The 15,446-nt window shown below is 53.8% G+C and carries 11 protein-coding genes; 2 read left to right on the top strand and 9 right to left on the bottom strand.

What is annotated here, in order from left to right:
* Positions 1 to 20: 20 nt before the first annotated feature.
* The 3 genes from NSS83_RS01960 to NSS83_RS01950 form a co-directional block, all read right to left on the bottom strand.
* The gene (locus NSS83_RS01960; protein WP_341186007.1) at positions 21 to 1,139 is read right to left on the bottom strand and encodes a 5-methyltetrahydropteroyltriglutamate--homocysteine S-methyltransferase; all 1,119 of its coding nucleotides are present in this window, start codon (positions 1,137 to 1,139) and stop codon (positions 21 to 23) included.
* A 15-nt stretch (positions 1,140 to 1,154) separates the two neighbouring features.
* Positions 1,155 to 2,087 (bottom strand): LysR family transcriptional regulator, encoded by a 933-nt coding sequence (locus tag NSS83_RS01955; protein WP_076078080.1) that lies wholly within the window; start codon positions 2,085 to 2,087, stop codon positions 1,155 to 1,157.
* A 126-nt stretch (positions 2,088 to 2,213) separates the two neighbouring features.
* Positions 2,214 to 3,353: a phosphodiester glycosidase family protein gene (locus NSS83_RS01950; RefSeq protein WP_341186008.1), complete on the bottom strand. Its 1,140-nt coding sequence runs from the start codon at positions 3,351 to 3,353 to the stop codon at positions 2,214 to 2,216.
* Positions 3,354 to 3,504: 151 nt separating this feature from the next.
* On the opposite strand from NSS83_RS01950, the gene NSS83_RS01945 reads away from it, so the two are divergent.
* Both NSS83_RS01945 and NSS83_RS01940 read left to right on the top strand, forming a co-directional pair.
* Positions 3,505 to 4,446, top strand: a complete 942-nt coding sequence (locus NSS83_RS01945; RefSeq protein ID WP_341186009.1) for a hypothetical protein — start codon at positions 3,505 to 3,507, stop codon at positions 4,444 to 4,446.
* An 81-nt stretch (positions 4,447 to 4,527) separates the two neighbouring features.
* A complete protein-coding gene (locus NSS83_RS01940; RefSeq protein WP_341186010.1) occupies positions 4,528 to 5,067 on the top strand; it encodes a DUF4303 domain-containing protein in 540 nt (179 codons plus the stop codon).
* A 67-nt stretch (positions 5,068 to 5,134) separates the two neighbouring features.
* Here NSS83_RS01940 and NSS83_RS01935 read toward each other — a convergent pair whose 3' ends face one another.
* From NSS83_RS01935 to NSS83_RS01910, 6 genes are all read right to left on the bottom strand, one after another.
* Positions 5,135 to 5,644 (bottom strand): GNAT family N-acetyltransferase, encoded by a 510-nt coding sequence (locus NSS83_RS01935; RefSeq protein ID WP_341186011.1) that lies wholly within the window; start codon positions 5,642 to 5,644, stop codon positions 5,135 to 5,137.
* 118 nt (positions 5,645 to 5,762) lie between these two features.
* Positions 5,763 to 7,232, bottom strand: a complete 1,470-nt coding sequence (locus tag NSS83_RS01930) for a TPM domain-containing protein (protein WP_341186012.1) — start codon at positions 7,230 to 7,232, stop codon at positions 5,763 to 5,765.
* Between the two features lie 127 nt (positions 7,233 to 7,359).
* Positions 7,360 to 8,193 (bottom strand): aldo/keto reductase, encoded by an 834-nt coding sequence (locus NSS83_RS01925; RefSeq protein WP_341186811.1) that lies wholly within the window; start codon positions 8,191 to 8,193, stop codon positions 7,360 to 7,362.
* A 36-nt stretch (positions 8,194 to 8,229) separates the two neighbouring features.
* Positions 8,230 to 12,753, bottom strand: coding sequence for a hypothetical protein (locus NSS83_RS01920; protein WP_341347557.1), 4,524 nt, complete (start codon positions 12,751 to 12,753; stop codon positions 8,230 to 8,232).
* On the bottom strand, positions 12,740 to 13,498 hold the full coding sequence (locus NSS83_RS01915; RefSeq protein ID WP_339256527.1) for a DUF6063 family protein: 759 nt from the start codon (positions 13,496 to 13,498) through the stop codon (positions 12,740 to 12,742). Before NSS83_RS01915 ends, NSS83_RS01920 begins: the two co-directional genes overlap by 14 nt.
* Positions 13,499 to 13,510: 12 nt before the next feature.
* On the bottom strand, positions 13,511 to 15,016 hold the full coding sequence (locus NSS83_RS01910) for a hypothetical protein (protein ID WP_341186015.1): 1,506 nt from the start codon (positions 15,014 to 15,016) through the stop codon (positions 13,511 to 13,513).
* Positions 15,017 to 15,446 lie beyond the last annotated feature (430 nt).

The following is a 15,446-nucleotide window of genomic DNA, read 5'->3' as shown; positions in this document are numbered from 1 at the left end:
TAATCCCGATCCATTGAGCGCTACACCCAAACCTCATTCGCCGTCTCAATCACCAGCCGCAGCTTATCCCACTGCTCTTCTTCCGTCAAAATGTTGCCTTCCTCCGAAGAGGCGAAGCCGCATTGTGTGCTGAGGCAAAGCTTGTTGATGTCTACGTACTGTGCTGCTTCTTCGATACGCGCGATGAGCTGCTCTTTGCTCTCCAGACCGCCATGCTTGGTGGTCACCAGTCCCAGCACCACGAACTGGTCCCGGATGAAGCGCAGCGGCTCGAAGTCGCCGGAGCGTTCATTGTCGTATTCGAGGAAGAACGCGTCCACGTTCGTATTCGAGAACAGCTCCTCGGCGACCGGCCCGTACCCTCCGGCGGCGAACCAGGTCGAGCGGAGATTGCCCCGGCATACATGCAGGGCAATGGTCATGTCCGCCGGGCGGCCGGCAATGCTCTCGTTGATCAGCCGGACGTAGTCTTTTGCCAGCTGATCCGGGTCAACGCCCCTGCTGCGCAGATGTGCACGATGACGACCGCTGCACAGCGTCCCCCAGGTGGTATCGTCCAGCTGCAGATAACGGCAACCGGCATCATAGAAGGCCTGAATCGCCGTCCGGTACACCTGAATGATATCCCCATACAGCGCTTCGGTATCGGAATAAATCTCGTTGCCGTTATACTCCTGCACGAAATGGAACAAAGAGGGGGAAGGAATCGTCATTTTGGCCATGGTCTCTCCGGCCATCTGCTGCAAGCTGCGGAATTCCGCGACCATAGGATGGTCCCCGAAGGCGATTTTACCGGTAATCCTGAAGCTCTCGGCGCGGTTCACCTGTTCTTTGGTAGCGCCGGGAGTACCGCCAAGAGTGATCTTTCCAGTACCCTCGATCCCCAGGAAGAAGTCCAGATGCCACCAGGAACGGCGGAATTCGCCGTCTGTGACCGCATGCAGCCCAAGCGCCTTCTCCTGCTCCAGCAGCTTCCGAATCTCCACAGTCTCAATTTCCTGCAGTTGTCCCTCAGTTAGTTCACCTTCCGCATATAGGCTGCGCGCATTCTTGATCTCCTCTGTACGCAGGAAGCTCCCGACAATGTCGTAGCGGAAGGGCGGTGCGTTTCTTGTCGATCCGATCACTGGACTGCTCATACGTCCCTCCTGCTCTTATAATAAGAAAGATTCAAGCTCGAAAGCATTACCCGACACCAGATCATTCAGAATATCGATATATGTAGACATAATTTCACTCGGTTTGCGGTCCTTGTGGGCGATCCAGCCGACAGAGAACACTTCCTTGCTGTCAAAAGGAATCGTGATCAGCCCCGCATCATCCAGCTCAGAGGCCATAATCCCGGTCCCCACAGTATACGAATCGCTTCCGAGCAGCAAATGAGTCAGCGTGGCCCGGTCGGTCACCTTAATATTCTTCTCAATCTGTGTGAAGCTAAGCATCTCTTCCGAGAAATGCAGCGAATTGTTGTCCCCCTGCTCAAAAGTAATGTAAGGATACGGATGAATGTCCTCCGCCGTGATCCACTCTTTTGCAGCCAACACATGCCCTGCCCGCACATAGACATGCGGATTCGTATTGAACAGCGGGGTAAACTTCAGGTTCCCGTCACTGAACAGCTTGTTCATGATCTTGTAGTTGCTCTCGTTGATATACAGAATCCCGATGTCGCTGCGCAGGGTACGCACATCCTCGATGATCTCATAGGTCTGCGTCTCTCTCAGGCTGAAATTGTATTCCTGCACCTTGCTCTCCTTCATCAGCTTCACAAAAGCATCCGTAACAAACGCATAATGCTGTGTAGATACCGAGAAATAGATCGGGCTGCGCTTCTTGCCGGTATAGCGGTTCTCCATGAATTCGGTCTGCTCAATAATCTGCCGGGCGTAGCCCAGGAATTCCATACCTTCCGCCGAGATGCTGATTCCCCGGTTATTCCGTTCAAAAATCGTAATGCCCAGCTCGTTCTCCAGCTCCTTGATAGCATTCGAGAGGCTGGGCTGTGACACAAATAGCCGTTTGGCCGCTTCATTCATAGAGCCGCTGTTCGCAATCTCAATCGCATAGCGGAGCTGCTGCAAAGTCAAACTTTTCCCCCTCCGATCAAGGACTTCACCTGGCAGGTTCATCAAAATAAGAATTTACTTGTTATCCTAGCACACCTGCCGCGTCTGATCTACTATAGATTATTGAAGCAGGTGGCCTGGCGGATGTTACTGGGTGCGCTTCTTGCCTGCGTCGATTTTGGCCGGGTCCAGCCCTTCCCAGATATTCTTGATCTTCGCGTTCTCAGGGTCATCGAATACCAGGAATGCCGTTGGCAAGTAACGCTCCCCATACTGCGAAGAGGGCTTGTTGACAATCTCATTGTCCTTCACCAGCACTGTCGAAGATCCCCCGTCCAGATTGGCCGCGATGACCGCCCCATGCTTCAGCATAATCTGCTGCACATCATACAGGTTCGCCCCGATACTGTAGCCCGGCTGCCGCCCGTCAATGACTACGAAGATGAGCGCACCGTCTGCCCGTTGACCCATAGCTGTTCTTGGCGCGATGCCCCAGCCTTCGGCGGCATTCTTGATCTGGCCTTTCCCGTTCACGATAATCCGCGGCTGAAAAGAAACCGCCTCCTGCACCCCCATCTTGCTGAGCTGATCCAGAGTGTAGTTACCGGCGACCATTTTACCTTCTTTATCAATGCCGACAATCTGAGTGGACTTCTTGCCGCCCAATCCATTGTAGAACAGCTTCCCTTGCGAGATCACCAGCCCGATCGGCTTGAAGCCGTTGCCCTTCCAGTTCGGATCGGCGAAGCCGCCGCCGTTCACCCCGGCGATAGCCCCCGTCCGCTGCACCATGCTGGATACCTTTTCCCCGGAGCCGATTTTGCTCGGCACACCCAGGCGCACCTTCTTGGGGTCGTTCACAATCATGACATAGCCGCTATAGCCGCTGCCCGAAACCTCTTCAACCTGGACCAGTGGTGTATGCTCCGCTTCCTTTACAGGCTCAGGCTTGATCTCATGGGTGTCTACCTCGTCGCCCATCTCCTCGAAGCGCTTGGTATAATCGCTGACGCGGTGCTTCAGCTCTTCTTCGCCGATAATATATTTGGCCCAATGCCGGTGTTGAGTCGTAATCAGCGTATCTGCGATCAGGAAGCGCGTATTCTTGGCCGACGGTGCGAAATAGAGCCAGCCTCCGGCTGCTATAACCAGAATGAAACAGACCATGAACACCCTGAAGAGTGTACGGAAGAAACCTCTTTTCTTGCGCTTGGGCGCTGGCTTCTTCTTCTTGCGGACAGTAGAACGTTGTGGTAAAGAGCTCACTTCTGAAATCCTCCCTAACATACTGATAATGGTTAAGTCTACAAACTCACAACTTCCATGATAGACGAAATTCCGGATTTAAAAGTTTCAGTTTGTTTAACTCTGTCCAAAAACTGTAAACTGATTAACATAAGTCCAGGCCGGACCAATTAAAACCTAGGAGGACAGCGGCTTGAAACAGCTATTCATCGCAGCCTTGGAACAGAACAGTCAAGAGAATATCCGGCAAGTGCCCAAAGGAGATCTGCACAACCATATCACCAGGGGAGGCAACAAACGTTACATCACAGCTTGGTGCGGTACGGCTGTACCGGAATGTCCCATATTTACGGATCTTGGGGAGATGAACCGGTGGAATGCCCGCTATATCAAGCCTTTGCTGACTGGGCGGATCGGGTATGAGAAGCGGATTGAGGCAGCTTTTGTCCAAGCGAAGACAGACGGCGTCCAATTGCTGCATATGAGTGTAACTATAGGAGAGGAAGCGTGGTTCGACCATTCTATAGCAGAATTGATCCATACCATTCAGGGCATTCACGAGCGGTTTGCACCAGAGATTCATTTTGTCCCGGAGCTTGCATTTCTCACCCATACGCCGCTTCAAGAAACCATTGAGATGCTCGAAGAATATCTGGAGTATAACTATTTTAAATCCCTCGATATTTTTGGTGATGAGTTTGCCGTTCCGGGGTTTAAGCAGGTGTTCCGCATGGCGAAGGCAAGGGGACTGATTCTCAAGGCGCATGTAGGCGAGTTCGGCACATCCGATCTGGTAAAACAGGCGGTGGAGGAACTGGAGCTGGATCAGGTTCAGCATGGCATCGCAGCAGCGCAATCTCCAGAGACGATGAAGTGGCTTGCCGATCATCACATCCAGCTTAACATCTGCCCCACCAGCAATGTTCTGCTCTCCAGGGTGGCCAATTATGCGTCACATCCCATCCGCAAGCTCTATGATTATGGCGTCAAAGTCACGGTGAACACGGATGATATGATTATTTTTGACCAGAGTGTGTCGGACGAGTTCGTTAATTTGTACAGAAGCGGACTATTCAGTGCGGAGGAGTTGAATACGATCCGGGAGAATGCGCTGACGGACGCTAACCGGAAATAAAGGCCGGAGCTTGCGTACCTATAGCCTACGCTACTATTCTATAAGTGAAGTCAACCTAAACATAATTTAAGGAGGGTTATCATGAACGCTTTTCTAACTGAATTTGAACAACGGATTCGCGAGGACTTTGTGGCTGACCTTGAAGCGATTTTAGAGGAAACAGCACATGAGAAGGTGTATGTCTGCGCAGTAGGGACGGATAGCGACTTTGTCACTCTGTTCCTTGCTGTCAATACAGAGCAATCCCTTGCCAGACATATTGCCGATATGACAAGTGAAGGGTTATGTGAAGATGCTGAAACAGAGCTCTATTACAAATGGGGAATTTCCGAATTTCAATATGGCGAGCATTCGCATTTCAATCATATCAGCCGTTTTTTATATGCACAGGATAATGTATACCAATATAAAGATGAAATGGTCAAAATCATTGCCAAGGTTGTTAACGAAACCAAGGACGATATCTTCACAAAATATAATCAAACCAAAGAGGACATTACCTTCTTTGTATCCATGACCGACGATGAGCTGGCTGAGGAATTAGAAAATGAATCGGTGGCGCTGATGACAAATCATAAATTGGTTCCTGAATTCTTAGCACGCTATGATGCTGAAAGCTAAAGAAACCAAACAGAGGCAGCCCGGGCTAACACCCCTGACTGCCGCTGTAGTAATGGTAATTCGTGCGCTATCTTGATTTTGTCAAGTATAGCGTGAGCTCATCATCCACCCGAACCTGGCTTCCAGGAACTGCGGGCAGGTTGTCATACATAAGTCCCCGGCCATCCGGGACATAGCCCCGCTTGATGTACAGCCTTTGCGCTGTACCATAGCTGTCATACAGTCCGAAACCAATACCAACCGTGTCAAATCCGGCGAAGGCTTCTGCTTCGAGTTCGTCCATCAACACACTGCCGATGCCGCACTTGCGCATAGGAGGAATCACATCAAGATTCTGGATCTCAGGAATGTGATTCTCGGCAAAATAAGGGTAGTGAGAGCTATAGACGATATGTCCCCAGCCAGCAAACTCATTCTCACGCAGGGCTACGAGCGTAAGCCGCTTTCCCCCTTCGTTCTCTTCCCAGCATTGTTCAATATACTCTAAAGGTTTGCTGACATCATGCGGAGCCAGCCCTTCATGTATCCCTGTAATGTCCTCGGACTTCATCCGGCGGACCGTTATAGAAATACTCATAAAGTCAATCATTCCTTTCCAGTTGACTGTGCTTTTGAAAAAAAGCCGCGCATCCCTGCACGGCTTCCCCTATTTGTCCATTCTGTGAGCGTTGCACTTCAGGCTTAGAGTGCCATTCTCACCGGTTTCTGCCTACACCGCCACCGCTGCTTGCACTGCCGCCTCCGCCGGAGTTGCCTCCACCACCGGAAGAGCCAGAGGAGTGCCGGCCAGAGCCGCCACCGCTGGAAGAACCCCCTCCTCCACTGTTCGATTCTCTATGAGAGGAGGAGTACCGCCCCGCTCCCCCGCCACTCGAAGAACCGCCGCCCCCGGAGTTACTGCCCCAGAAGCTGCTGGAGCTGCTTCCCGAGGAAGAGTGGTGGTGCGGCCGCCGGTATCTTCTTCGCTGGCTGTAGCCATAGCCGGGCTGGCCGGTCCAGGCGCCATAACGCCGGATATTGCGCGGGCTATGCGGATTGATCCGTATCCCGTAACGGGCAACATAACGGTTGCGTGAGCTGGCTGCGAGACTGATTAGCGCAACAAGAACCAGGAATATTCCGGCAATCGCCATCCCCTTGGATCTGGAGACGGGCACCAGCTCCACAGGTTCTTTCGCTGCCACAGGCGCTTTGCTGACGGTGGAGGCTGCTGTGGATGCAGAACTACCTGCGGCTTGTCCCGAAGCAGCATCCGCCCGGGCCAGGAAGAAGCTGTAGAAAGCATTCGCCGTCCCCACCACGCCGCCTGCGTAATCTTTTGCCGCAAATTTAGGCTCCAGCACCGTATTCAGAATCCCGCTGATCCGCTCATTCGTCAGCACTCTATCGATCGACTTGCCTTGTAGCACATGATAGTTATCCCCGCCGATATCCAGCACCAGCATCACATCTCTGGGTCCGGCAGCCACCCCGGCGAACTTCGCATAGGTATAATCCTGCAGGCTCTTGCCGCCGGTATTCTTAACCGTTACCACATAGATTCCGCTCCCGGTAGTAGCCGCGTAACGGTTGCTGGACTGGTTCAGATAATCCTTGGTAACTTGTGGGAAAATTCCGGCATTGTCCGAGACATAGCTGCGGGTGCCAAGCGTTTCCGAGTAGCTTCCGCCGAGCTTCTGAATGAAGTCGCCATAGGTTTTATTAGCACCTGCGCTGTACTTCTTGGCTGCGAAGTCCGGCTCCAGCGATGCAGAGAGAATCTTCGAGATTACACCACTGTTCAGTTCCTTCTCCAGTCCTTTGCCGGGAACGGCCCAGTAATCATCGTCCTTAATGGAGAGCAGCAGCAGAAGTCCATTATTCTTGTCCGCCGAGCCGACTCCCCATGAATTGAACAGCGAGGTTGCATATTTCTCCATAGATACGCCGTTCGTTGAATTCACCGTAACCAGCACTACCTGCGCCCCGGTCTCCTGATAGAGCTTCACCCCATAGTTGACCATGTAGTTCTCGGTCTTCTCATCAATCACGTTCGCAAAGTCATTCACATAAAAGGCTTCCGAATGAGCCGGCACTGCCGCCTCTGCCTTCCCCGGAATGAACGGCAGCAGCATCATGATCAGCATACCGGTCAGCAGTGTTTGCAGTATTCTTGCACGCTTCATTAAATCCCCTCCGGCTTCTCGTATCTCTTCTATTACTATATCGGTTACGCACGGGATGGACTTGTAGTTCCATCTCTCTTATGTGTATGTCCGAATCTAGTAATTATTCAAAAGAGTCTGCCGGGGCTTACTCGTTATTGAACCGGTCCGGGTGGGAGCCGAAGCGCTGATCGCGGTTCAGGCCATTGATCCGGCTGATCTCCTCTTCCGACAGCTCGAAGTCAAAAATATCGGCATTCGCAATAATCCGCTCCGCCTTGACCGACTTCGGAATCGTCACGATTCCGTTCTGCAGATCCCAGCGCAGGATGACCTGCGGCAGCGTTTTGTTATGATGCGCTGCAATATCGGCCAATACCTCATTGTCCAGCAGATGCCCTTGGGCCAGCGGGGCCCAGGCTTCAATTTGAATGCCCTGCGCCTTGCAATACTCACGAAGCTCTTGCTGGTTAAGCAGCGGATGCAGCTCCACCTGGTTGACCATCGGCTTCACCTTGGCCACAGTAAGCAGATCCTCCAGATGATCGATCTGGAAATTGGACACCCCAATGGCGCGGACTTTGCCGTCTGCATACAGCTTCTCAAGGGCGCGCCAGGTGTCTTTGTACTTAGCCCGGATCGGCCAGTGTACCAGATAGAGATCGGCATAATCCAGTCCCAGCTTGCTTAAGCTCTGGTCAAATGCGGCCAGCGTAGAATCATAGCCCTGTTCCGTATTCCATACCTTGGTGGTGATGAACAGCTCCTCACGCGCTACTCCCGACTCGCGGATAGCCTGCCCGACTCCTTCTTCATTTCCGTACACGGATGCGGTATCGATACTCCGGTAACCCGCCTTAATGGCTGCTTTGACCGAATCAATAACCTCCTGGCCCTCTTGTACCTTGAAGACACCAAGCCCGAACCATGGCATTTCTACCCCGTTAGCTAATTTCGTTGCCGATTTTAAGTTCATCATAATCACACTACCACCTGTCTAATGGATTTGTTGAATTAACTAGAATAATGAAGCAGGGATCAGCTTGCGGCCGCCTTTGATCAGGGTCGAATCCAGAGCATCCCCTTTATCTCCGCCAAAATACAGCTGCCAGTACACGCCGAAGCGGATGCTGACATCATTCTTGACCAGCTCCGGCGGCGTGACGATCAGCCACTGGAACTTCAGCGCCTTCGAAATCTCGAAGACCGGATCAAGCACATTATTTGAGACCATCTCTCCGAACGGGTTATCGTACAGGAAGACCGTCCAGCCTTTATTTTCACGGTTAACACGCTTGTGCGTCATAATCATCATCGCCACCAGCAGCTGAACAGACTGGCGCTGTCCGCCGCTGCCCACCGCCTCATCCAGCGCGCCGCGGTTGATAACCTCCCAATCGGAATAATGATAGTCCTCGGGAGCGGCATACAGGAAGTAATTCTCCGTCACCGGCTTATACACCTGCAACACCGGGAAGCGGTTCTGCAGCGCCGCGTATACTATGCGTCCATCGTTAATCAGCTCTCTGACGGCTGAAGCCGGAACCTGCTCCATCTTCGGGAATCGCTCCAGCAGGCTGCTGATGCAGCGGTTGAAATACTCGCTGACCAGCGGCTCGATGTCATCGGTCGTCCGTGGAACATTAATATTCTTGTAATTCAGCTTAACCAGCGGGAAGGCATGGCCGTTCTCATTGTGAATGATCATCCGGCGTTCCATCCGCTTCAGAATATCAACGATCTGCACCACACGTTTGGCTGCCCGGCCTACCCACAGCTTGCGGGACAGCTCCATATCCTCTTTATCGCTGCGGATGCTCTCCATCTGATCACGCGAGCTCTGAAGCATGGAATCCAGTACCTGCAAGGCGATTGCGAAATCATCCCAGTGAACATTGTTCAGGCGTTCCTGAATCTTCGTCTCAAGCTCCGCATTCCAGCCGGACTTGGCCACCTTGCCGCTCAGCTCAGTCTTCTCTTCCTTCACCTTGCGGGAGACCTCTGCCCGCTGGCTGCGGCTCTCCTTGCTGCGCTGCAGCCAATCCTCCACCAGCGTCTCGCAGCTCTCCCGCACACTCAGCTGCAATTCTTCCGGCACCTCCCGGAGCGGCACACGGTGCTCGACATGGGTATCCATGATCCGGCTCTGATTGCCGAGAATGAGCAGCCATTGATCCATGGAAGCCAGCGCCTGCTTACTGGTATTCAGCAAATGCTCATTCTCCCGGATCCGCTGACTGATCTCTTCCTCCTTCTGTTCCAGCGGCTCATGCCATAGCTCTACCGTCCGCTCATGCTTCTCCTTAATCGCCTTTTCGGACTTGCCCAGCTCTTTGCGCAGGCTGTCAAGCTCGGTCTGGCAGCGGATGAAGGAATCACGGAGCTGTTGATAGTCCTCGTCCAGAATCATCGTGTCACTCTTCTGGCGGACTCTGGCGGACTGAATCATATCCGGTGACTCCTGCGGCTCAGAGGCAGACTGCCATCCGGCATCTACCTGCTGCACAGCAGCTTCCAGCTCGGCCAGCTGTTCTCTGGCCGCCTTGATCTGGGCTGTTCTTGTGCGGATCTCCAGCTCATTCTGGCTTAACGACTGCTGAAGACTCTCGGCTGTACTGAGCAGCTGCAGCAGCTTGTCCTGCACCGTCTCATTCAGTACTTCATCGGCAGCAGCTTCATCTGCCTTAGCATCCGTCTCAGTATCAGCACCCTGAACTTTCGCACCCGCAGACTCACCGGGGAACTGTATGTCCGGGAACCAGTTCTGCAGCCGCGGGAACACGGAATAACGGGCATCTCCGATCCATTTCTCGCGCTGTAAGGCGAGGCTGTCCATCTCCGCCTTCAGCCGGGCGAGCTGCTGGTCCTTCACTGCAATCTCTTTGCTGAGATTATTCTTCTGCTCCACAGACTTGTGCTTGTCTGTATAGTTCTGCTCGTACTTCCGGCTCCGCTCACTCCACTCCCGCAGCGCCGCCTCCCGGGTCTCCTGCTCGGACTTATCCGCTTCGCAGGCTGACAGGTCTCTGGAAATTCCATCCAGAACCTCCTCATAGCGTGTCTGTTCTGCGTTCATTTCATTCAGCTGGCTGCGAATCTCCTGCAGCAGGGTCTCCGCACTCTTCTGTCTGACCCGCAGACTTGCAGTATGCTCGCCCTGATGGAGACGTTCATATTCCTGCCGGGCGGATCTCAGCTTGGCAAGATACGCTTCCTGCGCCTGAAGCTCCTCCTCCTGCTCACGGAGTCTGGAGGCCATCCCCCGCTTCCACTCCTGGAAATGATCTGGCTGCAACACCATCTGCGGCCCTTGATGCGCCAGCAGCAGGAAGGCGTCTGTACCGCCCTCCGCCATCTCCTCGCGCACGAAGATCGGGACCGGAGCCTTAAGCAGAAGCTCCTTAAGCAGCTCCGGCTGCAGCTTAGCCGCTTCACGCTTCGTGACAATCAGGCCGTAAGGAAGCAGCGGGTGGCGTTCCAGCTCCTCCTCGCGGACCAGATAAGGCTGATCGTTCAGATACATGGTGCCCGTCATGGAACTAATCTTGAGGGCATCCAGCGCATCCTTCACCGTTACGATATCATGGTTAGGCAGCCAGTAGGCTTCCTGCTGCAGCTCGACATCCAGCTGCTGCTGATAATAATCCCGCCGCAGCCGCTTCGTCTGCTGCTCGGTATCCTCCAGCCTGCGGATGAACCGCTCCTGGATTAGAGGCTTCGCTTCGAATAGAGCTGTCGCGCCAAGCAGCTGATGCTCCTCGTACATCTCCAGCAGCACTACGAGCTGTGACCAGAGCTGCGACTCCTTGTTCATCTGGGCTTCGATTCGCCCGGTTAGCTCCTCTGCCTGAACCTCGGCCCCCAGCAGCTTCTCGGCCAGCCGGGTATGCTGCGTATGCAGTAACAGCTTCTGGTCCTCAGCGGTCTTGCGCTGTTCATTCAAGGCCTCTATCTGCTCAGTCAGCCCTCTGGCTGCAATCAGCGCGCGCTGAAGGGCGGCTCCCGGTGAGTGGGCAGCTTCCTGCCCGTGGCGGGAAGCGAACACACCCAGATCCTCTGTATACTGACGGATCAAGGCTGTTAATTCCTGCAGCTTCCCATCCAGTCTGCCAAGCTCCAGCAGCAGCTCCTCCCTGCCCTTGCGCAGAATCTGCTCTTCCGCTACATGAGACTGCTGCTGCGCGCTGTAGAAGAGACTCTTCGCCTGCCATAACCGGTATACCTGCTCCCACTGTATCCGCAGCTCCTGCTTGGCCCCTTGAATCACCTCTTGGCGCTCCTTCATCGCAAGCGACCCTTCGATGGCTTCAATCTCCTTCTGCCACTGCTCCATCTGACGAAGCTGCAGCTTGCGCCGGGCCAGATAATGGGCGACCTCCAGCGACTTCTCCCTCTGCTTCGATTCTTCCAGACGCTGCTTGGCCCGTGTCTGATTGTCTGAGACGGCTCTGAAATGCTCCTGTTTGCCGTCATGCTCTTCCTTCAGCCGCAGGTACTTCAGATTATCGCTCTCGAATCTGAGCGTCTTCGCTTCCAGATAATGTCCAGCCAGCTCATCCGCTGTTCTGCGGCGCTTGTCTTCCGCCTGCTTCAGTTCATCATGAATAACGGTATAGAGCTGGGCTCCGAGCCGTTCGGTCTCCCGGAAGCTGAGATCCGCCTCCGTTCCGAGCTTCACCGCTTCATACAAAGGAGCCGCAAGAGAGGTGAACTCGGCAAAAGCCCGCTCGCGCTGCTCCAGCATCGGCAGCCGCTGTGCAACTGTAGCGGTATCCACGAACATCCGCTGAAGCGAGCCTTCATCCTCGCGCAGGCTCCCTCCCAGACTGGAACCGATCTCTGGAATAATCAGCCGCTCGAAGAGATTATGATTGGTGAAGGCATCATTTTTCTGGAAATAGCCCTTGATGCCGCCCTCTTCCCCGTTGATTCTGCGCATATTGCGCCATTCATCGATATGGATATCATGGTCAGCCAGATAGGCATAATATTTCTTCAGATCGGAGCTGCTGCTGCCGTAGACATTAATCTCACCCCGCCGTTCCCGCACAAACTGCTGAACCGCTTCGAAGCTCGCGGGCGTATTCAGCTCATGATCATACAAAGGCAGGGTGGAGAGTGTAAGCTCAGCCGTCTCTTCATATTTCAGCAGCGCGTACAGCAGATAATCGACTTTGATCTCAAGCTGGTCCATGGAATGCTGGGCGGTCATCGCGATCCCGGTGGTGATATACTCCGTCCGTTCCTTATCGTCAAGCCGCCATTCGATAGCCACGTGGAAGGTGTAGGGCTTCAGCTGTTTTTTGTGATTGTGGAAGAAGGCTTCGACCTGGTTCTCATTATCCTTACCCCAAGCGGCTCTAGGCATCAGCAACTGGAAAATCGACTGCAGCAGCACGCCCTTCCCCCCGCCGTTCATCAGCGTAATCAGGGTATTGGCCGGGCCCTCTTCATTACACAGATCGAGGATCATATCCTCATATTTCTTCAGCATCTTCTCGTATTTGAGTCCGGCGATGCGGATCCGCTCAATGCGCGGCATGGGCTTCACCCTCCTGTTCGCTGAGTGTCCGGCCAACCAGAGCCTTCAGCTCTTTGTACCGGTCCACATCGTGATAGAGATAACGCATCCGCTCGTACAGCTCTTCCCTTGGGAAAATCCGCTTCTCATTCTCCGAAATGAACACCAGATGCTCCTCCTCCAGCAGCTTCATTCCTTCGTGAATGAGACCAATCCGGGAGCCTGCGCCGCGGGTCAGCGAATCCCCCTCCTCCTGGCTGCGGGTCTGCATATAGAGGCTGGTCCACACTCTGTGCATGGCCTGGATATCCAGCCGCCACTGCTTGCTGAAGCTGCCGTCTTCATCCATGCCGATCCAGCCTTGGAACAGCTCGGATACCTGATCTGACAACTGAATATAGGACATGCTGTCCTGTCCCGGCTTGAAGTGCTGCTCATCCTGATCCATCTCCGCCAGGAAGACGAGGATAATAACGTTAATGATATGTAAATGCGTCTTGCGCTCAATCCGTGAATATTTATTACGCAGCTGAGTGAAGTTGCTGGCGAACCCGGAGCCGATCGGACTCACGAGCAGGTGCAGGCGGTGACCGGAATTCATAATCCGGCAGCCGGCTTCTTTGGCTACATATTGCAGGGCATCATAAGCGGCGGTATCCTGCAGACATTCGGCCGCAGCGGGATCATCCAGCGGAATCACCTTGCGCCGAAGCAGGTCGAAGAACAGCCTGGAAGCCTGCTGAACTTGCTCTAGGGAATAACTCATATCCGAATCATCTCACTTCTCTACAATAGTAATGGTATAAGGGCTGATCTCAAGGCCGGGGATACGGATGCTGCCCTGCTGCTGTGAAGAGATGGTGGTCCGCAGCCTTGCGCCGCGCAGCACTTCCAGCTCCGGGTGGTCCAGCATCAGCCGCTGAAGCAGCTTCTGGCATTCGTCCGCCACGCCATGGCCCTCCGCTTCCTGCTCCTCGACAGTAATTACGGTATGGAAAAATTGCACCCACAAATCCACGGCATCCGGGCAATCCGCCCAGCGCCGCTGCTCCTGCTCCGTGAACGCCTCCGCAGTGAAGGTGAAGCTGCCTTGCGCAGTCACTCCGGCTATAACCGGCAGCCATAGCTCGCATACCTCGGTCCAGGGAATACCTCTGGGCACATAATGGATGTCCTCTTCTTCCCCGGCTTCCTCCGGCGCATCCTGCGTATCCTCCGGCAAGAAGCCGGCCTCCTGCTCTTCCCAGGCCCAGGCCAGCGGATAGATGAAATCCTGGCTGGGCGAGAACAGCCCGCTGATCAGCGTCTCCAGGCTATCCCCATCCCGCAGCCCTTCGGGCTTCACCCATTCCTCCCACACATGGGTGCGGAAGTTGAAGCCTGCTGCTCCCCAGAATAACTCCGGGAAGTTCAGCCGCAGATTCGTCTCTGCTTCGAAAATGCTCAGCACGACCTCGGCCAGCTCATCATGCACCCGCCGGGACAGCTCCACCCGCTCGGAGAGCTGACGCAGCTCATTGAAATCAATGACATCCTTCTCGTCATTAGCCAGCCGGGCCAGCGAACGGTGGATATTATCGAAATGCTTGCGTTCCTCGTCAAATTGCTGGTGGATCTCCTCCAGCCGCTCATGCCGCTGGGTGCCGTATTCGCTGAAGATATGCTTCGGATTACGGCGCAAGGCATTGCGGTATTCCTGCTGCTGCTGGGTCATTTTGCGCACGCGGGAGATCAGCTCATTCACATCCTGCATCGCCCGGGTAACCCGTCCATGCTTGATGTGCATCTGAATCTCCAGCAGCTTGATGCTGACCTGGAACTCATCGATAATCTCGTGGCTCATGAAGATCAGCTCCATCGCATACTCGGAGAGCCGGTAGATGGTCGTCCCGTTCTCTTCCCAGCTGATACGTGTAGCATCCTCATCCACAGTGAAATACTTGTACTTCTGAACCCCGATCTGCCGGGTATGGTCATCGTAATAATGGGCCTCGAAATCCCCGCCGCTGCCGCTCCACAGCAGTCCGTCTACCAGCCGTTCGACCGATTCCGGGCTGCCCAGCTTCGCTATGCCGAAGCGTTCCAGCGAGCTCCAGGCCAGATCCACCAGATCCTCCCTTGCCCGCTGTTCATTCGATTCCAGCTCCAGATAATAGACCTGCAGCAGCACACTAAGCGCAATCATTTCCTTATACGGCTGCAGCTCACCCAGATTCATGCCTGCGCCCAGACTCCATAAGGGGTTCAGCCGCTTGTTCCGTTCTCCGAAATCATTCCAGTTCATGCTCTTGCCAACCTCGCCATCACTTCATAATTTCCCTACAACATAACATAAACCCAAATCTGCACCGCAGGGTGAAGGTTGGGCCGGAACATACACAGTTATAGACAGTTTGTTAATGCTCAGGACCCCGAAATAATGGGAATGTATGTTTCTATTCTCATGTCTTTCTATTATAACAATGTTTCATAGATATGGCTATTTGCAAAATGAATAGAGGAGCCCTTGTTAGGACTCCTCTATGTTATGGCACGAATTCACAGTATAACGCTAGTACCTTATCAGATTTAAAATCGTGGATCAGACGTATTCCCCCTTCAAATTACATTTTTTCCAAGAAGGCGTTGTTCTTCAGAGCGTTTGGCTTAGCGTAACGGACTGAGGTACTCTTATTTGGAAAGAAAGTCACCAATGGGGCGAGTAACGGACTCCA

This window comes from Paenibacillus sp. FSL H3-0469, assembly GCF_038051945.1.
In the GTDB taxonomy this organism is placed as follows: Bacteria; Bacillota; Bacilli; order Paenibacillales; family Paenibacillaceae; genus Paenibacillus_AQ.
This window is presented reverse-complemented; position numbering and strand designations above follow the sequence as displayed.

Excerpts from the sequence above, each read along its gene's own strand:
- NSS83_RS01960 (WP_341186007.1), bottom strand. The coding sequence starts at position 1,139 with ATGAGCAGTCCAGTGATCGGATCGACAAGAAACGCACCGCCCTTCCGC.
- NSS83_RS01950 (WP_341186008.1), bottom strand. The coding sequence starts at position 3,353 with ATGTTAGGGAGGATTTCAGAAGTGAGCTCTTTACCACAACGTTCTACT.
- NSS83_RS01940 (WP_341186010.1), top strand. The coding sequence starts at position 4,528 with ATGAACGCTTTTCTAACTGAATTTGAACAACGGATTCGCGAGGACTTT.
- NSS83_RS01935 (WP_341186011.1), bottom strand. The coding sequence starts at position 5,644 with ATGAGTATTTCTATAACGGTCCGCCGGATGAAGTCCGAGGACATTACA.
- NSS83_RS01930 (WP_341186012.1), bottom strand. The coding sequence starts at position 7,232 with ATGAAGCGTGCAAGAATACTGCAAACACTGCTGACCGGTATGCTGATC.
- NSS83_RS01920 (WP_341347557.1), bottom strand. The coding sequence starts at position 12,753 with ATGCCGCGCATTGAGCGGATCCGCATCGCCGGACTCAAATACGAGAAG.
- NSS83_RS01915 (WP_339256527.1), bottom strand. The coding sequence starts at position 13,498 with ATGAGTTATTCCCTAGAGCAAGTTCAGCAGGCTTCCAGGCTGTTCTTC.
- NSS83_RS01910 (WP_341186015.1), bottom strand. The coding sequence starts at position 15,016 with ATGAACTGGAATGATTTCGGAGAACGGAACAAGCGGCTGAACCCCTTA.